This is a genomic window from Rufibacter sp. DG15C, assembly GCF_001577755.1.
Taxonomy (GTDB): domain Bacteria; phylum Bacteroidota; class Bacteroidia; order Cytophagales; family Hymenobacteraceae; genus Nibribacter.
In genome coordinates this window covers 1,777,587-1,794,677 of record NZ_CP010776.1, presented here as the reverse complement: position 1 = coordinate 1,794,677, position 17,091 = coordinate 1,777,587, and the positions used below count along the sequence as shown (strand labels likewise).

The window sequence follows — 17,091 nt, the reverse complement described above, 5'->3', positions numbered from 1 at the left end:
ATATGGTGGTGTGCTTCTCTAGTCGCGCAGGGTGTTGTAGTCGCCTAGGCTAAGATCTGCCGGTGCTTTCTCATAGACAACATGGTTTCCTACCATTGAGTTTGCAATGAGGGCACTTTTAATCTTGCTGTTCTCCTGCACTATGCTGTTGCTCAGTACAGAACCGTCTACCTGCGTGTTATTTCCAATGGAAACGTGCGGACCTACCACTGAATTGTTAAGCACTACATTTTCTCCAATATAAACCGGAGGAATGATAACGGTGTTGTTCAACTTGGCGGAGGCGGCCACTAGTCCTTCTTCGTCTTTGATGTATTCTAAGTAGCGCTGGTTGGTGTACACGGTAGCGTCTTTGTTACCGCAGTCCAGCCACTCAGAGATGGGGCCCGGGATGAACACAGAACCTTTGCTCTTCATGTTCTCCAGCGCGTTGGTCAACTGGTACTCGCCTTTGTCCTTGATGTCATTGTCCAGCAGGTACTGCAACTCGTTGCGCAGGTACTCGCCGTCCTTAAAGTAATAGATACCAATGATGGCCAGGTCAGACACAAACTCCTGCGGTTTCTCCACAAACTCCGTGATCTGGCCTTGCTCGTTCAGTTTCACCACGCCAAACGGACGCGGATCTTCTACTTTTTGCACCCAGATAGTGCCTTCCGCAGAAGTATCTAAGGTAAAGTCTGCTTTGAAAAGCGTGTCAGCAAAGGCTACAACTACGTTGCCTTTCAAGGCGCTTTGGGCGCATAGGATGGCGTGGGCCGTACCCAGTGGCTCTTCCTGGTAATGGATAGAACCTTTAGCGCCCACAGATTCGGCAATTTTGATTAAACGGGCCTCAACCTCTTCACCGAAGTGTCCTATGATGAAGGCTACTTCTTCAATAGGCTCCTGGCATACTTTGGCAATATCTTCTACCAGGCGCTGCACAATGGGCTTGCCCGCAATAGGAATCAATGGTTTAGGAACAGTAAGCGTGTGGGGGCGCATGCGTTTGCCCATGCCGGCCATTGGTACTATTATTCTCATAGTGTCTAGTGATTTGAATAGAGTAAGTATGGCCTACGTACGGGCAAGCCGAATTTTGGATGTATTAAATTTGTTTTTGACTTCTTTCTACGAAAACAGGCCAAAAACGGTAAAGTTATTTGGTACCGGTGCTGCCGTAACCACCAGCCCCTCTTTCAGTAGAAGACAGCTCTTCAGCGGCTTGCCACACCACGCGCTCGTGCCTAGCTACTACCATCTGGGCAATGCGCTCGCCGTCTTCCACCACAAAGTCCGTATCAGATAGATTGACCAGTAATACTTTTATTTCGCCGCGGTAATCGGCGTCAATGGTGCCGGGCGTGTTCACAATGGAGATCCCGTGTTTGAAGGCCAGCCCGCTGCGGGGACGAATCTGGGCCTCGTAGCCTTCGGGCAGTTCAATGCTGAGGCCCGTAGAGACCAGCGCGCGTTGCAACGGTTTAAGCGTGATAGAAGCCTCCAGATTGGCCCGCAAGTCCATGCCCGCTGATTGCTCGGTTTGGTAATGCGGCAACGGGTGCTTGCCTAAATTGATGACTTTAACAGAAAGCGAAGAATTCATAGTCAGCTAATATACAAATTTATCTATTTACCGTGCGCAGCATTGGTTTCTCCACTACCCACACCACGGCCACAAACACCGCACATAAGGCCAGGTGGTAGACCTGCCGAACCCAGAAGTTGTCCAGCTCCCACGCTTGCGCCAGCCAGATAAGGCCCGTTGCCAGCAACAGATACCCAAAAATGGCTTTCAAAGGATACGGCACCGGAAAGTACTTCTGCCCGATGACATAACACACCACGGCCATCAAGAAATAGCACAGGAACGCCGCAATGGCGCTGCCCATGTAGCCCAGCACTGGAATGAGCAGAAAGTTGGCCACCACCGTCACTATGGCCCCGAAGATGGTGATATAGGTGCCGTAGTAGGTTTTATCTGTGAGCTTGAACCAGACTGTGAGGTTGTAATACACGCCGTTGAACAGATAGGCCAGTAACAGCACCGGCACAATTTCTAAGCCTGTCCGGAATTCCTTGCCCAGGAAATACTGGAAAATATCAATATTGGCGCTAATGCCCAAGTAAGCCAAGGCACAGATAATCACAAACCACCGCATGACCACGGCAAACGTAGCCGGCGAGTTCTTGTCCTCAGCCTGTGAGAAAAAGAAAGGCTCCGCAGAATACCTAAACGCCTGAATCATGAGGCTCATCATAATGGCCAACTTGTAATTGGCACCAAAAACTCCTAGTGCCTGCTCATTGGTTGTGCCAGGGTAAAAGCCTGCAGGAAGCCACTCATCCAACATGATTCTGGAAAGCATTTCATTGGTTGCCCCGGCCAAGCCCATGATTAAAATAGGAAAGGCATACACCAACATGGGTTGCATCTCGGTTAGCGCCAGCTTGAATTTAAAGTCCTTAAACTGTGGCCAGAGCATGGGAATGAACAGCAGGTTGGCCACCATGTTCACCAAAAAGATGTAGCCTACGCCTAAGTCTGGGTTGTAGATAGCTTCTACCATTGGTCGCAGTTCAGGCAAATACTTGCCTTCATACACGTGCCGGCAGAATAGCAGAAAGAAGAGATTGCCCCCAATAACCAGGAAGATGTTGGTCAGCCTGATGATGGCAAACCTGGCTGCCTTGTTCTCCAGCCGCAGACGGGCGAAGGGAATGGCCGTAATGGCATCAACGGCAATGGTAATGGCCAGCCAAACAATGTACTCTGGATGTTCTGGATAGCCTAGGCTGCCGGCAATGGAGGTGTTGAAAATGAGCAGCAGCGCCGTGAAGGTGAGGCTGGTGGTAAGCACCATCGTCTGCACTTTCTGGTATAACTCAATCCTGTCTGTGCCGGGCTTGTTGGCATACCTGAAAAAGGCGGTCTCCATGCCATAGGTGTAGACAATGTTCAGGAACGCGACTATGGCATAGAGCTTGGTCACCACGGCGTACTCCTCCCTAAGGAAGATGCCTGTGTACAACGGTACCAACAGGTAGTTTAAGGCCCGGCCCACAATACTGCTCAAGCCGTACGCCGCGGTCTGCCCTAGCAGTTTTTTTGCAATGCTCATGTTGGCAATTGGTAAGATAAAGATGAGAGAACGAAAAGCATTTCTTGAAACTCCTTTGGGCTAGGCACAGGTACTCCCGTTTTTGGCCTCTTTTCCAGAAAACAAGCCAAAAACGGGAGTACCTATATTCTATTATACTCTTGCTATTCTTCTAACGGACTACTCGCCTTTAAAGTGTGGCTTGCGCTTCTCTAAGAACGCGCTGGTGCCTTCCTTAAAGTCATCTGAGCCACAGCACCGGCTGAACGAGTTGGCTTCTGTCTGATAGCCGTGCTCTTCTTTGTCATACCAGGCGTTCACGCAGTCCACAATCATGCCCACCGCCAACGGCGCCTTGGCAATGATCTTGTTCATAATCTCCAGGCACTTCGGCATTAGTTCTCCAACGGCGGTCACGTGGTTCACCAGACCCAACTCCTTGGCCTCTTGCGCCGGGATAAGGTCGCCGGTCATCATCAGTTCCATGGCCTTGCCTTTGCCTACCAACTGAGTTAGGCGCTGGGTGCCGCCATAGCCTGGTATCAAGCCTAAGTTCACCTCTGGCTGCCCGAAACGGGCGTTTTCACTGGCTACTCTAATATGGCAGGCCATGGCCAACTCACAACCGCCGCCTAGGGCAAAACCATTCACGGCGGCAATCACCGGTTTAGGGCATTCTTCAATCATGGAAAACACGTCCTGCCCGCGCTCGGCAAACCGACGCCCGTTCACCTCGTTTAATTCTGCTATCTCGGCAATGTCAGCGCCGGCCACAAAGGCCTTCTCGCCGCTTCCGGTCAAGATGACGCCGCGCACTTCCTCATCGTCATACACTTCTTGCATAGCCGACTGAATCTCCTGCACCGTCTCAATGTTCAAGGCATTCATTTTGGTGGGTCTGTTCACGGTAATGAACAAAATGCCGTCCTGGTTGTCTAACAGAAGGTTATTATAGTGCGCCATGGCTAAAATTCTACTTTTGGTTTTTTCAAAAACGAAAGGCGCAAATATAAAGAAAACCCCACAGATATATGGGCTTCTGGCGCAAGACAAAAAAAGTACGTGAAACACCTGAGGCAGAAGGCCCTGAACTCAAAATTCTTTCTTTAATTTACATACCCCCAACCGGAACTGTTGCGTTTTACAAACAGTTAGCCCCTACGTTCCCAACATCACAACTACATTTAGTATGCGTATTTTTTTCAGACAGATTGCGTTAGCGATTGTGCTGCTACTCACCACGGCGGTGTTCACAGACACCATGGCGCAGCGCACCAAAAAGCGGAGTAAACCCCGGAAAGAAGTAAGGCGAAAAGGACCGGACGGGCGCATGCGCGGACAGGCGCCAGATGGTAACGGTGACCGCAAAATGCTTCTGGAGCGCGAGCAGGCCATTGCCAAGGCCAAAACCAACGGTGGCGTCTACAACGGACCCCGTCTGGCCATTGCCAAGAACACCTATGACAAAGGCAAAGGCGGTTTCTCACAGGGCAAGTATGAGAACAAGACCAACTACGCCAAGACCAAGAAATCCAAGGGGCCCAGAAAAGTCATAGACCGGGACAACCCCAACGGCAAACTGTACAAGAAAGGCCAGAAAAAACGAAATAAGAGGTTCCTGTTCTTTTAATACCTATAAGACATTATTAACAGAACCGCCTCTCTTGCATAGCAGGAGAGGCGGTTCTGTTTTTGTTGGTGCCATTTATAACCTGAACTCTGTCTTCCATTTTTGGCCTGTTTCCTGGAAATTAACCCAAAAACGAAATTACTTCCTTTCTGAAGTAGGCATAAAAAAACAGCCCCATCCTTTCGGGTGGGGCTGTTGTAATTCAATTTATGTATTCTACTTATAGAGTACGTTTGATTTCGCGCTCTTCGTAGGCTTCAATCACGTCACCTTGCACCAAGTCGTTGAAGTTCTTGATACTGATACCGCACTCGTAGCCTGTTCTAACCTCAGAGGCATCGTCTTTGAAACGTTTCAGGGCCAGGATCTCACCGGAGTGAACCACGATACCGTCACGTACAATTCTGATCTTAGAGTTACGCGTAATCACACCATCTGTCACCATACAACCGGCAATGGTACCCACCTTGGTGATTTTGAACACCTCACGTACTTCTACGTTAGCGGTTACTTCTTCTTTCACCGTTGGCGCCAACATACCTTCCATGGCGTCTTTCAGCTCATTGATGGCGTTGTAGATGATAGAGTACAGACGTATGTCAATCTCTTCCTGCTCAGCCAGTTTACGGGCGTTCACAGACGGTCTCACCTGGAAACCAATGATAATCGCGTCTGACGCCGAGGCCAGCAATACGTCTGTCTCAGAGATTTGACCAACCCCTTTGGACAAGATGTTCACCTGTACCTCCTCGGTGGACAGTTTCAACAATGAGTCAGAAAGTGCCTCAACAGAACCATCCACGTCACCGCGTACAATCACATTCAGCTCCTTAAATGTACCAATGGCCAAACGACGACCGATCTCATCCAGAGTGATGTGTTTCTTGGTGCGCATGCTCTGCTCACGCTGCAACTGCTGGCGGTTTACGGCAATTTCACGGGCTTCACGCTCAGTTTCCATTACCACAAACTTGTCACCCGCCTGCGGAGCGCCGTCAATACCCAATACCTGAATCGGCATGGATGGACCGGCAATCTTATGGCGTTTGCCCAGTTCATCGGTCATAGCTTTCACGCGGCCGTGGTGTGAACCAGCAACCAAGATATCACCAATTTTCAATGTACCCGTCTGTACCAATACCGTGGCTACGTAACCTCTACCTTTATCCAAGGCGGCTTCAATCACAGTACCTACCGCGCGACGGTTAGGATTCGCTTTCAGCTCCAATAATTCAGCCTCTAGCAATACTTTATCAAGGAGTTCATCAATGCCTTGTCCGGTCTTAGCGGATATTTCCTGGCTTTGATACTTACCACCCCATTCTTCTACCAGTACGTTCAACTGGGCAAGCTCCTCACGAATCTTGTCTGGGTTGGCCGTTGGCTTGTCAATCTTGTTAATGGCAATCACAATTGGAGAGCCGGCCGCTTGCGCGTGGTTCAAGGCTTCCTTAGTTTGTGGCATCACATTATCATCTGCCGCAACCACAATGATTACAACGTCTGTTACCTTGGCACCACGGGCACGCATGGCGGTAAAGGCCTCGTGACCCGGTGTATCCAGGAAGGTGATGTCTTTACCAGCCTCGGTGGTTACCTGGTAGGCGCCAATGTGCTGGGTGATACCCCCGGCCTCACCGGCAGTTACTTTGGTTCTTCTGATGTAATCCAGCAAAGAGGTTTTACCATGATCCACGTGACCCATGATGGTCACAATTGGAGCGCGTGGCAATAGATCTTCTTCAGAATCTACTTCCTCAATACCAGTGTTTTCTTCTTCCTCAGCCGAGGCGAATTGGATGTCATAGCCAAACTCATCTGCAATGATGGTGATGGCCTCGGCATCTAGACGCTGGTTGATGGACACGAACATACCCAGGTTCATACAGGTCTTGATTACCTCGTTGACGCTCACGTCCATTAATGCTGCCAAGTCATTCGCAGACACGAACTCAGTTACTTTTAGAATCTTAGATTCTAATTGTTCCTGCATTCTGCGCTCATCTGCGGCATCTGCCACGGCAGAGCGTTTCTCTCTACGGTATTTAGAACGGTTCCCTTGGTTACCGCCTTTGCCACCGCTCAAGCGAGCCAAAGTAGCCTTAATCTGATCCTGGATTTCCTTATCCGTTAGCTCAGCTCTTGGTTGAACTGGTCCACCCGGACGTCCTCCACCGCCACCTGGACGGTTGCCTTGGTAGCCACCGCCTGGACGACCTGGTCCACCGGCACCTGGTTGACGGTTAGCCGCCTGACCTGTTCCCAAAGGACGGGTGCTGGTAGCTCTGTCACCGGCACGGTGTGCTTGAGGAGCGTTAGGATTAGTATTGGCTGCGCCCGGAGCACCTGGTTTAGGTACTTCAATGCGCTTGCGTTTCTTTTTGTCACCGCCTCCTTGGCCTTGGCCACCTTGACCTGGCTGACCGCCTGGCTGGTTGCCTCTGCGGCGCTCGTCAGACGAGGCTACTGGCTTACCGCCTTTGCCACGACCACCACTTACTGGCAACTGAATCTTACCTAGAACCGTCAACCCTTTCAGTTGGTCGGCCTGAGCTTTGATAGTGCCTTGTGGGGTAGTGTCTGCATCAGCAGAAGGAGCTTCTGGTGCACTTGGGGCGGCTGGTGTTGCTGGTGCTTGAGGCGCGGCGGCTACTGGAGCTGGCTTTGGCGCTTCACCCACAGGGGCTGGCGTTGGAGCCGGAGCTGCAGGAGCAACGGGTGCTACCGGAGCAGGAGCCGGAGTTGCCGGTTTCTCTGCCACTGGCGCAGGAGCCGGTGCTACTGGAGCGGCCGGGGCTGGCGTTGGTGTTGGAGTTACAGGCGCCTCAGGTGCTGAAGCCGCTGGCGTTACAGGAGCCGGAGCTACTGGGGCTGCTGGCTTCTCAGCCACTGGTGCTGGTGCAGGCGTTGGGGCTGCGGCAGGCTTCTCTGGTGCCGGAGCGGCGGCCGGAGCCGGCTTTGGCACTGGACGGCCTTTGGCATCCAATTCAATCTTGCCTAGTACTTTAAACCCTGGCAATGTAGCGCTAGAGGCAGGCGCCGGAGCTGGCTCAGCAGGCTTGGGCGCCGCTGGCTTCTCTGGCTCTGCCGCCGGCCGTACCGGGGCACTGTTCTTGATGAGCATTTCGGGCTCTGGCTCCTGGGTTTTCTTAGGTTCTGGCTTCTCCTCAGACCCAGCAGGCTTTTTCCCTATGTTCAACTCGGCTGCTTCGGCTTTGGCTTGCATAGACGAAGCAAACTCTTTCGACAGCATATTGAACTGCTCGGGGGTAATTTTTGAAGTAGGTTTATTCTCGACATCCACTCCCTTTTTTTCCAGGAACTCTACTACCGTAGAGGTACTGATGTTCAAGGTGGTGGCTACCTGTTTAAGCCTCATCGTTCTTTCTTCTGACATGCTCAATATGCTGTTGTTTTTATTTGGTTCTGTTTTGATTACGTGACTCTTTTACTATGGTGTGGGTTTGCCGGTACGTTTTCACGTTTTTGACCTGTTTTCCAGAAATAAGGCCAAAAACGGCACCCACTCCCCTAGGTCAAATAATCTGGCACAAGTACCACGCCACTAGTTGGTTTCTTCTGATTCTGACTCTGACTCAAACTCTGAGCGGATAATATTAAGTAAGTCCTCTACAGTTTCTTCTTCAAGCTCTGTACGACGTACTAAATCCTCTTTGCCCACAGCCAAAACGCTACGGCCCGTATCAAGGCCAATGCGCTTCAACTCATCAATCACCCAGCTTTCGATTTCATCTGTGAACTCGTCCAGGCTGATGTCTTCTTCAAACCCTTCGGTTTCTCTGAACACGTCAATCTCCAAGCCCACCAATTTACTGGCTAGTTTAATGTTCTGTCCGCCTTTACCAATGGCCAATGAAACCTGGTCTGGCTTCAAGAACACTGATACGCGTCCATTTTCTTCATCTACTTTGATAGAGCTGATCTTGGCAGGGCTCAACGCCCGCTGGATGTACAGCTCCATGTTATCTGTGTAGTTGATAACGTCAATGTTCTCATTCTCCAGTTCACGCACGATGGTATGGATACGAGATCCTTTCATACCCACGCAGGCACCAACCGGATCAATACGGTCATCATACGATTCTACCGCTACCTTGGCGCGCTCGCCGGGCTCACGTACAATCTTTTTGATAGTGATTAAACCGTCAAATATCTCAGGCACCTCATTCTCAAACAGACGCTCCAAGAACTGCGGAGAAGTACGAGAAAGAATGATTTTTGGGTTACCGTTGATGATTTCCACACGTTGCACCACCGCTCTAACCACGTCACCTTTGCGGTAACGGTCCTTAGGGATTTGCTCCGTCTTAGGAATCAAGAGTTCGTTGTCCTCTGAATCCAGAATCAACACCTCACGGTTCCAAACCTGGTACACTTCACCAGAGATGATTTCACCCACCTGGTCTTTGTATTTTTGGTACAGCAAGTCTTTCTCCAGGTCTTTCACGCGCTGGATCAAGGTCTGACGGGCAGTCAACACCGCACGTCTACCAAAGTCTTCTAGCTTGATCAACTCAGAAACTTCTTCACCTACTTCAAAGTCAGGCTCAATCTTGATGGCCTCAGAGAAGGGAATCTTGTCTGTATCCCAGATATCCTCTGAGTTGTCATCCACAATCTCGCGGTTACGCCAGATTTCCAAATCACCTTTTTCTACGTTCAGGATGATGTCGAAATTCTCGTCTGTTCCCCACTTCTTTCTGATCATGGTGCGGAAAACGTCTTCCAGAATCCGCATCATGGTAGGGCGGTCAATGTTCTTGAACTTAGCGAATTCCGCAAACGATTCAATCAATACTGAACTATCCATGTCTTATCTTATTTAAAAGAGATTACAATCTGCGCTTTCACAATATCACTGTAGGCCACGTGTACGGGCTCCAGCATAGATACTTTATGTTTTACTTTCACTTCTTCGGCGAATAAGAAACCATCTTCCATGGCGTCCTTAATCTCACCCACCTTCTCCACACCGTCCGCTAATTTCAGCTTTACGTTGCGGCCAATGTTACGGGTGAACTGACGCGCCGTGGTCAACGGAAAATCTACGCCAGGGCTGGATACTTCAATCACAAAGCTAAACTCCTCGCCCATGGTTTCCTCAATCTTCTTGGCCACGCGGCGGCTAATCTTGGCGCACTGGTCAATGCTGATGCCCTGGTCGCCGTCTGCCAGAATAGTCACTTTAGGCCGCACCGGAGAGTCTGAAACCGTCACAGACACCAGAAAAAGGTCTGGTTCTGGCAGTGCCTCCAACGCGAAGCCTTCAATCATTTTTTCGTCTAGAGCCATTTTGCAAACAGGGTAAGAAATAAAAAGGGGGACTATCGCGTCCCCTTCTTTGCTCTTTAATCGCACAAATGTACAAATAAATCATCTAAAACACAAGCCCTACGCCGTTGACAACGTTTAGGGCCAGCGTTCTAAAAATAATTTTTATCGTTTTTGGCCTCTTTTCTAAAAAATAAGCCAAAAACGGAAAGGTCTTTAGGAGAATAGTTGGAAGACGGCGAAGGCAGACACGTACGCCAAACCGGTCATGTACAGCATCTGTAGGATAGGCCATTTCCAGCCTTTGGTCTCACGGTACACCACCGCTATGGTGCTCATGCACTGCATGGCAAACACGTAGAAAATCAGGAGCGAGAAGGCGCGGGCCGGTGTGAAGAACGGCTGCCCGAACTCGTCTTTCTGCGCTTTCAGTTTCTCTTTGACCGTGGCAATGTTCTCAGAATCACCCACGCTGTAAATGGTGGAGATGGTGCCTACAAACACCTCACGTGCGGCGAAGGACGTGAGCAAGGCGATGCCCAGTTTCCAGTCATAACCCAGCGGACGGATGGCCGGCTCAATGAACTTGCCAAACTGCCCGGCATACGACTCCTCTAGTTTCTGACCGGCAATGTGCGCCTCTGCGTCTTGCTCTGCCAGTTTCTGGGTTTGGGCTTCTACCGTGGCTCTTTGCTCGGCTACCTGCATGTTGTTACCCGGCCCGTAAGAAGACAGCACCCAAAGAATGATGGAGATGGCCAGAATGACCTTACCCGCCTGAAACACAAAGGCTTTCACTTTCTCTACAATAGTAAGGCCCACGTTCTTCCAGCGCGGCATTTTGTAGGTAGGGAACTCCATGATGAAATAGCTGCGCTCTTTGGTGCGCAAGACCATTTTCATGAGCGCCGCCGAGAAAATAGCCGCCAGGAAGCCAATCAAATACAAGCCCATCAAAACAATGCCCTGCAAACTCAAGATGCCCAACACATAGGTTTCTGGCACCACCAGGGCAATCATGACGGTATAAATGGGCAGACGCGCCGAACAGCTCATGAGCGGCGTCACGAAGATGGTAATGAGGCGGTCTTTAAAGGAGTCAATGTTACGCGTGGCCATGATGGCCGGCACGGCGCAAGCCACACCTGAAATCAAAGGCACCACGCTTTTGCCGTTCAACCCGAACTTGCGCATAATCTTGTCCATCAGGAAGGTTACGCGGGCCATATAGCCAGACTCCTCTAGAATAGCGATGAAGGCGAACAGGATGGCAATCTGCGGCACGAACATGAGGACCCCACCCAGTCCGGCCAAGACGCCTTCGGTGAGGAGGTCAATCAAGGGGCCTTCTGCCTTGCCTTGAATCCAGGAATTCAGCGTGGCTATGCCCAAATCCAGCATGTCCATGGGGTAGCTGGCCCAGGCAAAGATGGCCTGGAACATCAAAAACAGCACGCCAAAGAAAATGAGGTAGCCGTAGACCTTGTGCGTCAAGATCTGGTCCAGCTTGTTGCTTTGTTTCTCGTTGTTTTCGGCTTTGGTGACCTGCATAGCGTCCAGGAGCATCTCATTGATGCGCACGTAACGGGCAATGGTCTCATTGGCCTGCAGGGTGTTGGATTTGAAATCGTATTTCTTGACCAGCTCGGCTATGTATTCCTTGTCATCCTCAGAGAGGAACGACAGCTTCTGGTACTGGTGCGCGTAGTGCAATGCTAGGTAGTCATTGCTTAGCTCAAAGTAGTAGCGTATCTGGCGCACCATCACCACCAAATCCTCCGGAATCTCAAAGAAAGAAGACGTGGACACCTGTAAAGGCTGGGACAAAAGAATCTTGAGGGCCGCGATGCCGCTGCCGTTGCGGGCGTTCATGGGCACCACGGGCACACCCAGTTCGCGCTGCAACTCTTCTATGTCAATGGAGATGCCGTGCTTCTCTGCCAGGTCCATCATGTTCAGGGCCAACACCGCAGGAATCTTCAAATCCGCGAGCTGGGTGAACAAAAGCAGGTTGCGCTTTAAGTTAGAGGCGTCTGCCGTGATAATGAGGGCGTCTGGGTAGAAGTCTGATTTCTTGTTGTGGAGCAGGTCAATGATGACCTTTTCATCCAAAGATTTAGGATAAAGGCTGTAGGTGCCAGGTAAGTCTATGACCTGCGCGCGCAGGTTGGGCGTCAAGTGCGAGATGCCTGTCTTCTTGTCTACCGTTACACCCGGAAAATTGCCCACCTTCTGGTTTAAGCCCGTCAATTGGTTGAAGAGCGAGGACTTTCCCGAGTTTGGATTCCCGATCAACGCAATTTTGGCGACGCGCTCTGGTGCGTCTGCAGAAATGGAGGAGGCAGCGGCGGGGGCCGGCGCAAGAACTTGAGACATAGACTAAGCCTTTAGCATGATAGTAGCAGCTTCGTCTAAACGCAGGGACAGGGTGTAATCGTTCACGATGATGGTAATGGGATCCCCCAGCGGAGCGCGGCTGTTCAGCTTCACTTTCTCACCAGGTATACAGCCCATCTCCAATAATTTAAGAGACATTTCGGGGTCATTTAAACAACAGATGACGCCGCTTTCTCCAATCTTCAAATCCCGAACGCTCTTTTGCTCGCTTTCCACCTGGTCTGCTTTTATTTAGACTTGTTATAAACAGTTGCAAGGTACTAGGTGTTCCGGTTGAATCCAAAAAAGATGCGCTCTTTCCGTATTAACTCCTGCTTTTGCAACACATAATTGTTTTTTGATGGGCATTTCTCTAAATTTCACCTAGATAAACCAAAAACTATGTCATTATTCAGCTCTAACAACCCAACCCTTAAAGAAGAAGCCTTTGTCTCTGCGGCAGGCACTGAGGACATTGCCGGTGCAGGCGTCATGACCTTGCAAGGCACCATCGCCAAGTCGGCCATCTTGTTTGCCGTGGTGGTGGCGTTTGCCCTGTTTTCATGGGAGTTCCTGCAGTTTGTGGGCGAGCCCTTACCGTTCATGATTGGCTTGCCGCTGGTAGGCTTGGGTCTGGTGTTCCTGATTTCGTTTAAAAAGCACCTGGCTGCCTACATTGCGCCTATCTACTGCGCCATTCAAGGTCTGTTCCTAGGTACCATCTCTGGCATCCTGGAGATTAGCTACCCGGGCATTGCCAACCAAGCCATGTTGCTCACCTTCACGGTATTTGGCGGCATGTTGCTTTTGTACAGCACCGGGGTTATCAGAGCCACCGAGCGTTTTAAGTCCATCATCATGACGGCCACCCTGGGCATCTTTGCCTATTACATGATTGCCTTGGTACTCGGGTTCTTTGGCATTGAGGTGGCCTTGATTCACAGCAGCGGTATGGCCGGTATCATCTTCAGTCTTTTGGTAGTGGTGATTGCCGCCATGAACCTGATTCTGGACTTTGACACCATTGAGCACGGAGCTGAAATTGGCGCACCTAAGTACATGGAATGGTATGCGGCCTTCGGCTTAATGGTTACCTTGATTTGGCTCTACCTGGAGATTCTGCGCCTGCTTTCTAAATTACGCAGATAATCAAATCTGCCTCTAAGTGGCCAACGTACATACAGTAGGACCAAATTTCTACTGCTATGCCCAAGACCAAGAAAGAACAGAAGAAGGAGGACCCTTGCTGGAAAGGCTATGAACAGGCCGGCATGAAAGACAAAGACGGCAAGCAAGTCCCCAATTGTATAAAGAAGAAGTAAACGAAGAAGCCTTGCCTTAACGGTCAAGGCTTCTTTTATTTTAAGCCGTTTTTGGCCTCATTTCCAGAAATGAGGCCAAAAACGGCTACTCTCCACTAAAGCGAATCGAATCATGTATTTACAAAGCTCCATGTTAGTATAAATCCATGTTAGTATAAAATAGACACACTACACATTAAATAAGATAATCTTTGTAATTTCACATCTTTCTCATTACTTCAAGTTACGCCTCTATGCTTTTATACATTGATCCAGGATCTGGCAGCATGCTATTCCAAATTTTGCTGGCAGGCTTACTAGGTGGTCTTTACGCGATTAAAGCCTTCTGGCGCCAAATAGTATCCTTCCTCAAAAGAGTATTCAAGAGGAATCCTTAACAAAAGCTATGCAGGCAGAAGCTTTAGGTGGGTCCTTCCGGGACCCTGATGGGTTTGTCTTCAATAATGAAGCAGGTATTTTTAGGCAGGTAAACCAGTCATATAAGCAAGAGTACCAGCACCTAATGGACTCTGGCCTTTACGCTGCCTGTATTCGCCAGCAATTTCTTATTCCGCACACAGTGACAGCCCTTGCTCCCATTAAGGAGGCTGGCCACCTTGTTATTCAGCCCGAGCAGATTCCTTTTATTTCTTACCCATATGAATGGAGTTTCAGTCAGCTAAAGGATGCCGCGCTTCTAACATTGCAAATTCAAGAGGAGGCTTTAAAACATGGCATGACATTGAAAGATGCATCATCCTATAATATCCAATTTCTGAGGGGCAAGCCTATTTTCATTGACACTCTGTCATTTGCTTTTTACCAAGAAGGCAAGCCATGGGCACCATATAAGCAATTTTGCGAGCATTTTTTAATACCGCTTGCTTTAATGACACACACAGAAACCTCCCTTAATAAATTACTACTAACAGACCTAGAAGGTATTCCATTAAGCCTAGGAAGTAAGCTTCTACCGCTGCATACCTATTTACGTTTTGGCTTACTTTTACACGTGCATCTTCATGCTATAGCCCAAAAAAGAGCCTTTTCAAATTTAACTGATCAGTATAAAGGCACTAACCGCGTCATGCCCAAGAATGCGCTCCTGCAACTTTTTAGGAGTTTAAGATCAACTATAAGATCACTCACATGGAAACCTAGCCAAACCTTGTGGGCTGATTATTATTCCCATACTAATTATCAAATTGCTGCTATGTCGCAGAAAGAACAGGCAGTGGAATTTTTACTAAACAACGTTAAGCCGGCAACTGTTTGGGATTTAGGATCAAACACAGGCAAATTCAGTAAAATTGCTGCTGCATCAGGTGCAGAGGTGATTGCCATGGATTTTGATATTGGGGCCACTGAGTTACATTATTTGCAAAACAAAGAGCAAAACTTGCAGAAAATCCTCCCATTGATAATGGATATCACGCAACCTAGTCCTGCAATAGGGTGGCGAAATAAGGAAAGAGCTTCTTTGACTGACCGTAGCAAACCAGAAATGATTTTGGCACTGGCACTTATACACCATTTAGCAATTAGCCGGAATATCCCTTTATTAGAAATAGCTTCTTATCTGGCAGAGCTTAGTTCCAACATTATTATAGAATTCATTCCCAAGTCAGATTCGCAAGTGAAACGACTTTTGATAAGCAGAGAAGATATTTTTCCCCAATACACCCAATCTGAATTTGAAAAGGCCTTCTCTACCAAATTTAGTATCCTAGAAAAAATAGCTCTACAAGACAGCGAACGCACCTTGTATTTAATGACACGCCATCATGCTTAAAGGAAAGTGGTTAATCCATCCTTTTTTAATAGGTATATTCCCAATACTTTTCCTGTATGCTTATAATATAAGCTTTATTCATATAAAGGAAATAATTCAACCTACTTTAGTCGTAATCGTTTGCACATTTCTTTTACTAATAATTGCCAAGGTTCTTTTTAAGTCTTGGAACAAAGCAGGCATTATAACAAGCATACTATTGCTTTTGTTTTTCTCCTACCAGGCTATCCATCTAAGATTAATTTATTGGTTTGGCGAAGAAAACATCAAGCAGAGTGTTTTAATCCCTGCTTTTGCAATTCTGATTATTACAATTGCGTATTTCCTTATTAAATCAAATAGTTCTTTTACCCGATTAACGAAAACTATTAATTTTTTTTCAATTCTACTAGTTCTATTACCTATTAGTCAGATAGTCTATTTACATATAAAAAGATCTACACTACATGCTTCTGAAGCAAAATATAAACCCTTAGTATGGAAGCATCGTCCATTATCAGAACAACGCCCTGATATAGTATATCTAATTTTAGATGGATATGGGCGAGCTGATATTTTAAAGAAAGATTACAAAGTCGAGATGGATGGATTTACTTCTTTTTTAGAAGATGAGGGCTTCTTTATTGCCACTGAAAGTAATTCAAATTATTCTAGAACTCCAGCCTCTTTAGCGTCTTCTTTAAATTTAGATTATATACAAAATTTAGCGGGTTATCATCCTCAACAGTCGTATAAGGAATTACATGAAGCTATTGAGCACGCTCGCTTACCCAGATGGTTAGCCTCAGAGAATTATAATTTATTTAGTTTTACTTCAGGTGTAATTAATAAAAGCATGCTTGATTTTGCAACTTTGATTTCACCTTTTAAGGCTACACCTCCCTTTGTAGAACTTTTAGTAAATCTTACTCCCCTCAAATTACTTGAAGACAATGCGCTGTTAAACAGCAAATACTCTTTTTTCAAAAGCATTTTTATCAAGTATCCTGTTCAAAAACCTGGACTAGGTCACTATAAAGAAACATTATATATCCTTGAACATCTACCAACCTATATTGGTCAAGATAAACCCTCCTTTGTATTTGCAGATGTTTTCATTGCTCATCCTCCCTTTGTTTTTAACAAAAATGGTAGTTATCATAAACCTCATCCTGTGATTCCCAACTTAGTTTTTGATGGAAACCTTTTTACTGATCTTCACCCAGAAGGAAAGAAAGCGTACATAGAAGGTTATCGTAATCAGGTAGAATATCTAAATCAAAAGCTTAAGGAAATGGTTCTTCACCTCAAACGTAAGATGACTAGGCCAACTATCATTATCTTGCAAGGAGATCATGGCCCTGGAGCCAATTATCATCAAAAGGATTATAACAAAACAAACCTCAAAGAAAGGTTTGGAATAATGAACGCTATATATGTTTCTAATCAGAATAAAGCGCTGTTTCCAAAGAACCTCACTCCAGTAAATACATTCAGAGTTTTATTAAATCATTATTTTAATTCTGATCTAAAGCTGTTACCCAACCGCCAGTTTTACTCTCCCATTAATGAACCGACGAATGTTGTAGAGGTAACTCATCTTGTGCAAGATCAATAGTCCGGCAGTTTCGCACTAAA

The 17,091-nt window shown here is 47.8% G+C and carries 13 protein-coding genes; 4 read left to right on the top strand and 9 right to left on the bottom strand.

Features of this window, described 5'->3' with window-relative positions; all coding sequences use genetic code 11:
• Nucleotides 1–18: 18 nt before the first annotated feature.
• The 4 genes from TH61_RS07625 to TH61_RS07610 all read right to left on the bottom strand — a co-directional run bounded on the left by TH61_RS07625 (nucleotide 19) and on the right by TH61_RS07610 (nucleotide 4,046).
• Complete coding sequence (locus TH61_RS07625) at nucleotides 19–1,026, bottom strand: sugar nucleotidyltransferase (RefSeq protein WP_066507957.1); 1,008 nt, start codon at nucleotides 1,024–1,026, stop codon at nucleotides 19–21.
• 115 nt (nucleotides 1,027–1,141) lie between these two features.
• Nucleotides 1,142–1,588 carry a dUTP diphosphatase gene (gene dut / locus TH61_RS07620; RefSeq protein WP_066507955.1) on the bottom strand — a complete coding sequence of 149 codons (447 nt, stop codon included), beginning with the start codon at nucleotides 1,586–1,588 and terminating at the stop codon, nucleotides 1,142–1,144.
• A gap of 19 nt (nucleotides 1,589–1,607) precedes the next feature.
• Nucleotides 1,608–3,104 carry a lipopolysaccharide biosynthesis protein gene (locus tag TH61_RS07615; RefSeq protein WP_066507954.1) on the bottom strand — a complete coding sequence of 499 codons (1,497 nt, stop codon included), beginning with the start codon at nucleotides 3,102–3,104 and terminating at the stop codon, nucleotides 1,608–1,610.
• 159 nt (nucleotides 3,105–3,263) lie between these two features.
• Nucleotides 3,264–4,046, bottom strand: a complete 783-nt coding sequence (locus TH61_RS07610) for an enoyl-CoA hydratase/isomerase family protein (RefSeq protein ID WP_066507952.1) — start codon at nucleotides 4,044–4,046, stop codon at nucleotides 3,264–3,266.
• Nucleotides 4,047–4,272: 226 nt separating this feature from the next.
• Between TH61_RS07610 and TH61_RS07605 the strand changes: the two genes are divergently transcribed.
• Nucleotides 4,273–4,713: a hypothetical protein gene (locus TH61_RS07605; RefSeq protein WP_066507951.1), complete on the top strand. Its 441-nt coding sequence runs from the start codon at nucleotides 4,273–4,275 to the stop codon at nucleotides 4,711–4,713.
• Between the two features lie 220 nt (nucleotides 4,714–4,933).
• Here TH61_RS07605 and infB read toward each other — a convergent pair whose 3' ends face one another.
• The 5 genes from infB to TH61_RS07580 all read right to left on the bottom strand — a co-directional run bounded on the left by infB (nucleotide 4,934) and on the right by TH61_RS07580 (nucleotide 12,618).
• Complete coding sequence (infB, locus tag TH61_RS07600) at nucleotides 4,934–8,110, bottom strand: translation initiation factor IF-2 (protein ID WP_066507949.1); 3,177 nt, start codon at nucleotides 8,108–8,110, stop codon at nucleotides 4,934–4,936.
• A 168-nt stretch (nucleotides 8,111–8,278) separates the two neighbouring features.
• Nucleotides 8,279–9,544 (bottom strand): transcription termination factor NusA, encoded by a 1,266-nt coding sequence (gene nusA, locus TH61_RS07595; protein WP_066507945.1) that lies wholly within the window; start codon nucleotides 9,542–9,544, stop codon nucleotides 8,279–8,281.
• 8 nt (nucleotides 9,545–9,552) lie between these two features.
• Nucleotides 9,553–10,026 carry a ribosome maturation factor RimP gene (gene rimP / locus TH61_RS07590; RefSeq protein ID WP_231862320.1) on the bottom strand — a complete coding sequence of 158 codons (474 nt, stop codon included), beginning with the start codon at nucleotides 10,024–10,026 and terminating at the stop codon, nucleotides 9,553–9,555.
• A gap of 195 nt (nucleotides 10,027–10,221) precedes the next feature.
• Nucleotides 10,222–12,381 carry a ferrous iron transport protein B gene (gene feoB, locus TH61_RS07585; RefSeq protein ID WP_082780331.1) on the bottom strand — a complete coding sequence of 720 codons (2,160 nt, stop codon included), beginning with the start codon at nucleotides 12,379–12,381 and terminating at the stop codon, nucleotides 10,222–10,224.
• A 3-nt stretch (nucleotides 12,382–12,384) separates the two neighbouring features.
• Nucleotides 12,385–12,618 (bottom strand): FeoA family protein, encoded by a 234-nt coding sequence (locus TH61_RS07580; RefSeq protein ID WP_066507943.1) that lies wholly within the window; start codon nucleotides 12,616–12,618, stop codon nucleotides 12,385–12,387.
• A gap of 165 nt (nucleotides 12,619–12,783) precedes the next feature.
• Here TH61_RS07580 and TH61_RS07575 point away from each other — a divergent pair, with 165 nt between their 5' ends.
• From TH61_RS07575 to TH61_RS07565, 3 genes are all read left to right on the top strand, one after another.
• Nucleotides 12,784–13,530, top strand: a complete 747-nt coding sequence (locus TH61_RS07575) for a Bax inhibitor-1/YccA family protein (protein ID WP_071887808.1) — start codon at nucleotides 12,784–12,786, stop codon at nucleotides 13,528–13,530.
• 558 nt (nucleotides 13,531–14,088) lie between these two features.
• On the top strand, nucleotides 14,089–15,474 hold the full coding sequence (locus TH61_RS07570) for an SAM-dependent methyltransferase (RefSeq protein ID WP_066507941.1): 1,386 nt from the start codon (nucleotides 14,089–14,091) through the stop codon (nucleotides 15,472–15,474).
• Nucleotides 15,467–17,071 carry a hypothetical protein gene (locus tag TH61_RS07565; protein WP_066507938.1) on the top strand — a complete coding sequence of 535 codons (1,605 nt, stop codon included), beginning with the start codon at nucleotides 15,467–15,469 and terminating at the stop codon, nucleotides 17,069–17,071. The genes TH61_RS07570 and TH61_RS07565 overlap by 8 nt, the downstream gene beginning before the upstream one ends.
• Nucleotides 17,072–17,091 lie beyond the last annotated feature (20 nt).

Coding starts and splice junctions, on each gene's coding strand:
- TH61_RS07570 (WP_066507941.1), top strand. CDS start 14,089: ATGCAGGCAGAAGCTTTAGGTGGGTCCTTCCGGGACCCTGATGGGTTT.
- TH61_RS07565 (WP_066507938.1), top strand. CDS start 15,467: ATGCTTAAAGGAAAGTGGTTAATCCATCCTTTTTTAATAGGTATATTC.
- nusA (WP_066507945.1), bottom strand. CDS start 9,544: ATGGATAGTTCAGTATTGATTGAATCGTTTGCGGAATTCGCTAAGTTC.
- TH61_RS07605 (WP_066507951.1), top strand. CDS start 4,273: ATGCGTATTTTTTTCAGACAGATTGCGTTAGCGATTGTGCTGCTACTC.
- feoB (WP_082780331.1), bottom strand. CDS start 12,381: ATGTCTCAAGTTCTTGCGCCGGCCCCCGCCGCTGCCTCCTCCATTTCT.
- TH61_RS07575 (WP_071887808.1), top strand. CDS start 12,784: ATGTCATTATTCAGCTCTAACAACCCAACCCTTAAAGAAGAAGCCTTT.
- TH61_RS07615 (WP_066507954.1), bottom strand. CDS start 3,104: ATGAGCATTGCAAAAAAACTGCTAGGGCAGACCGCGGCGTACGGCTTG.
- TH61_RS07625 (WP_066507957.1), bottom strand. CDS start 1,026: ATGAGAATAATAGTACCAATGGCCGGCATGGGCAAACGCATGCGCCCC.
- TH61_RS07610 (WP_066507952.1), bottom strand. CDS start 4,046: ATGGCGCACTATAATAACCTTCTGTTAGACAACCAGGACGGCATTTTG.
- infB (WP_066507949.1), bottom strand. CDS start 8,110: ATGTCAGAAGAAAGAACGATGAGGCTTAAACAGGTAGCCACCACCTTG.
- rimP (WP_231862320.1), bottom strand. CDS start 10,026: ATGGCTCTAGACGAAAAAATGATTGAAGGCTTCGCGTTGGAGGCACTG.
- dut (WP_066507955.1), bottom strand. CDS start 1,588: ATGAATTCTTCGCTTTCTGTTAAAGTCATCAATTTAGGCAAGCACCCG.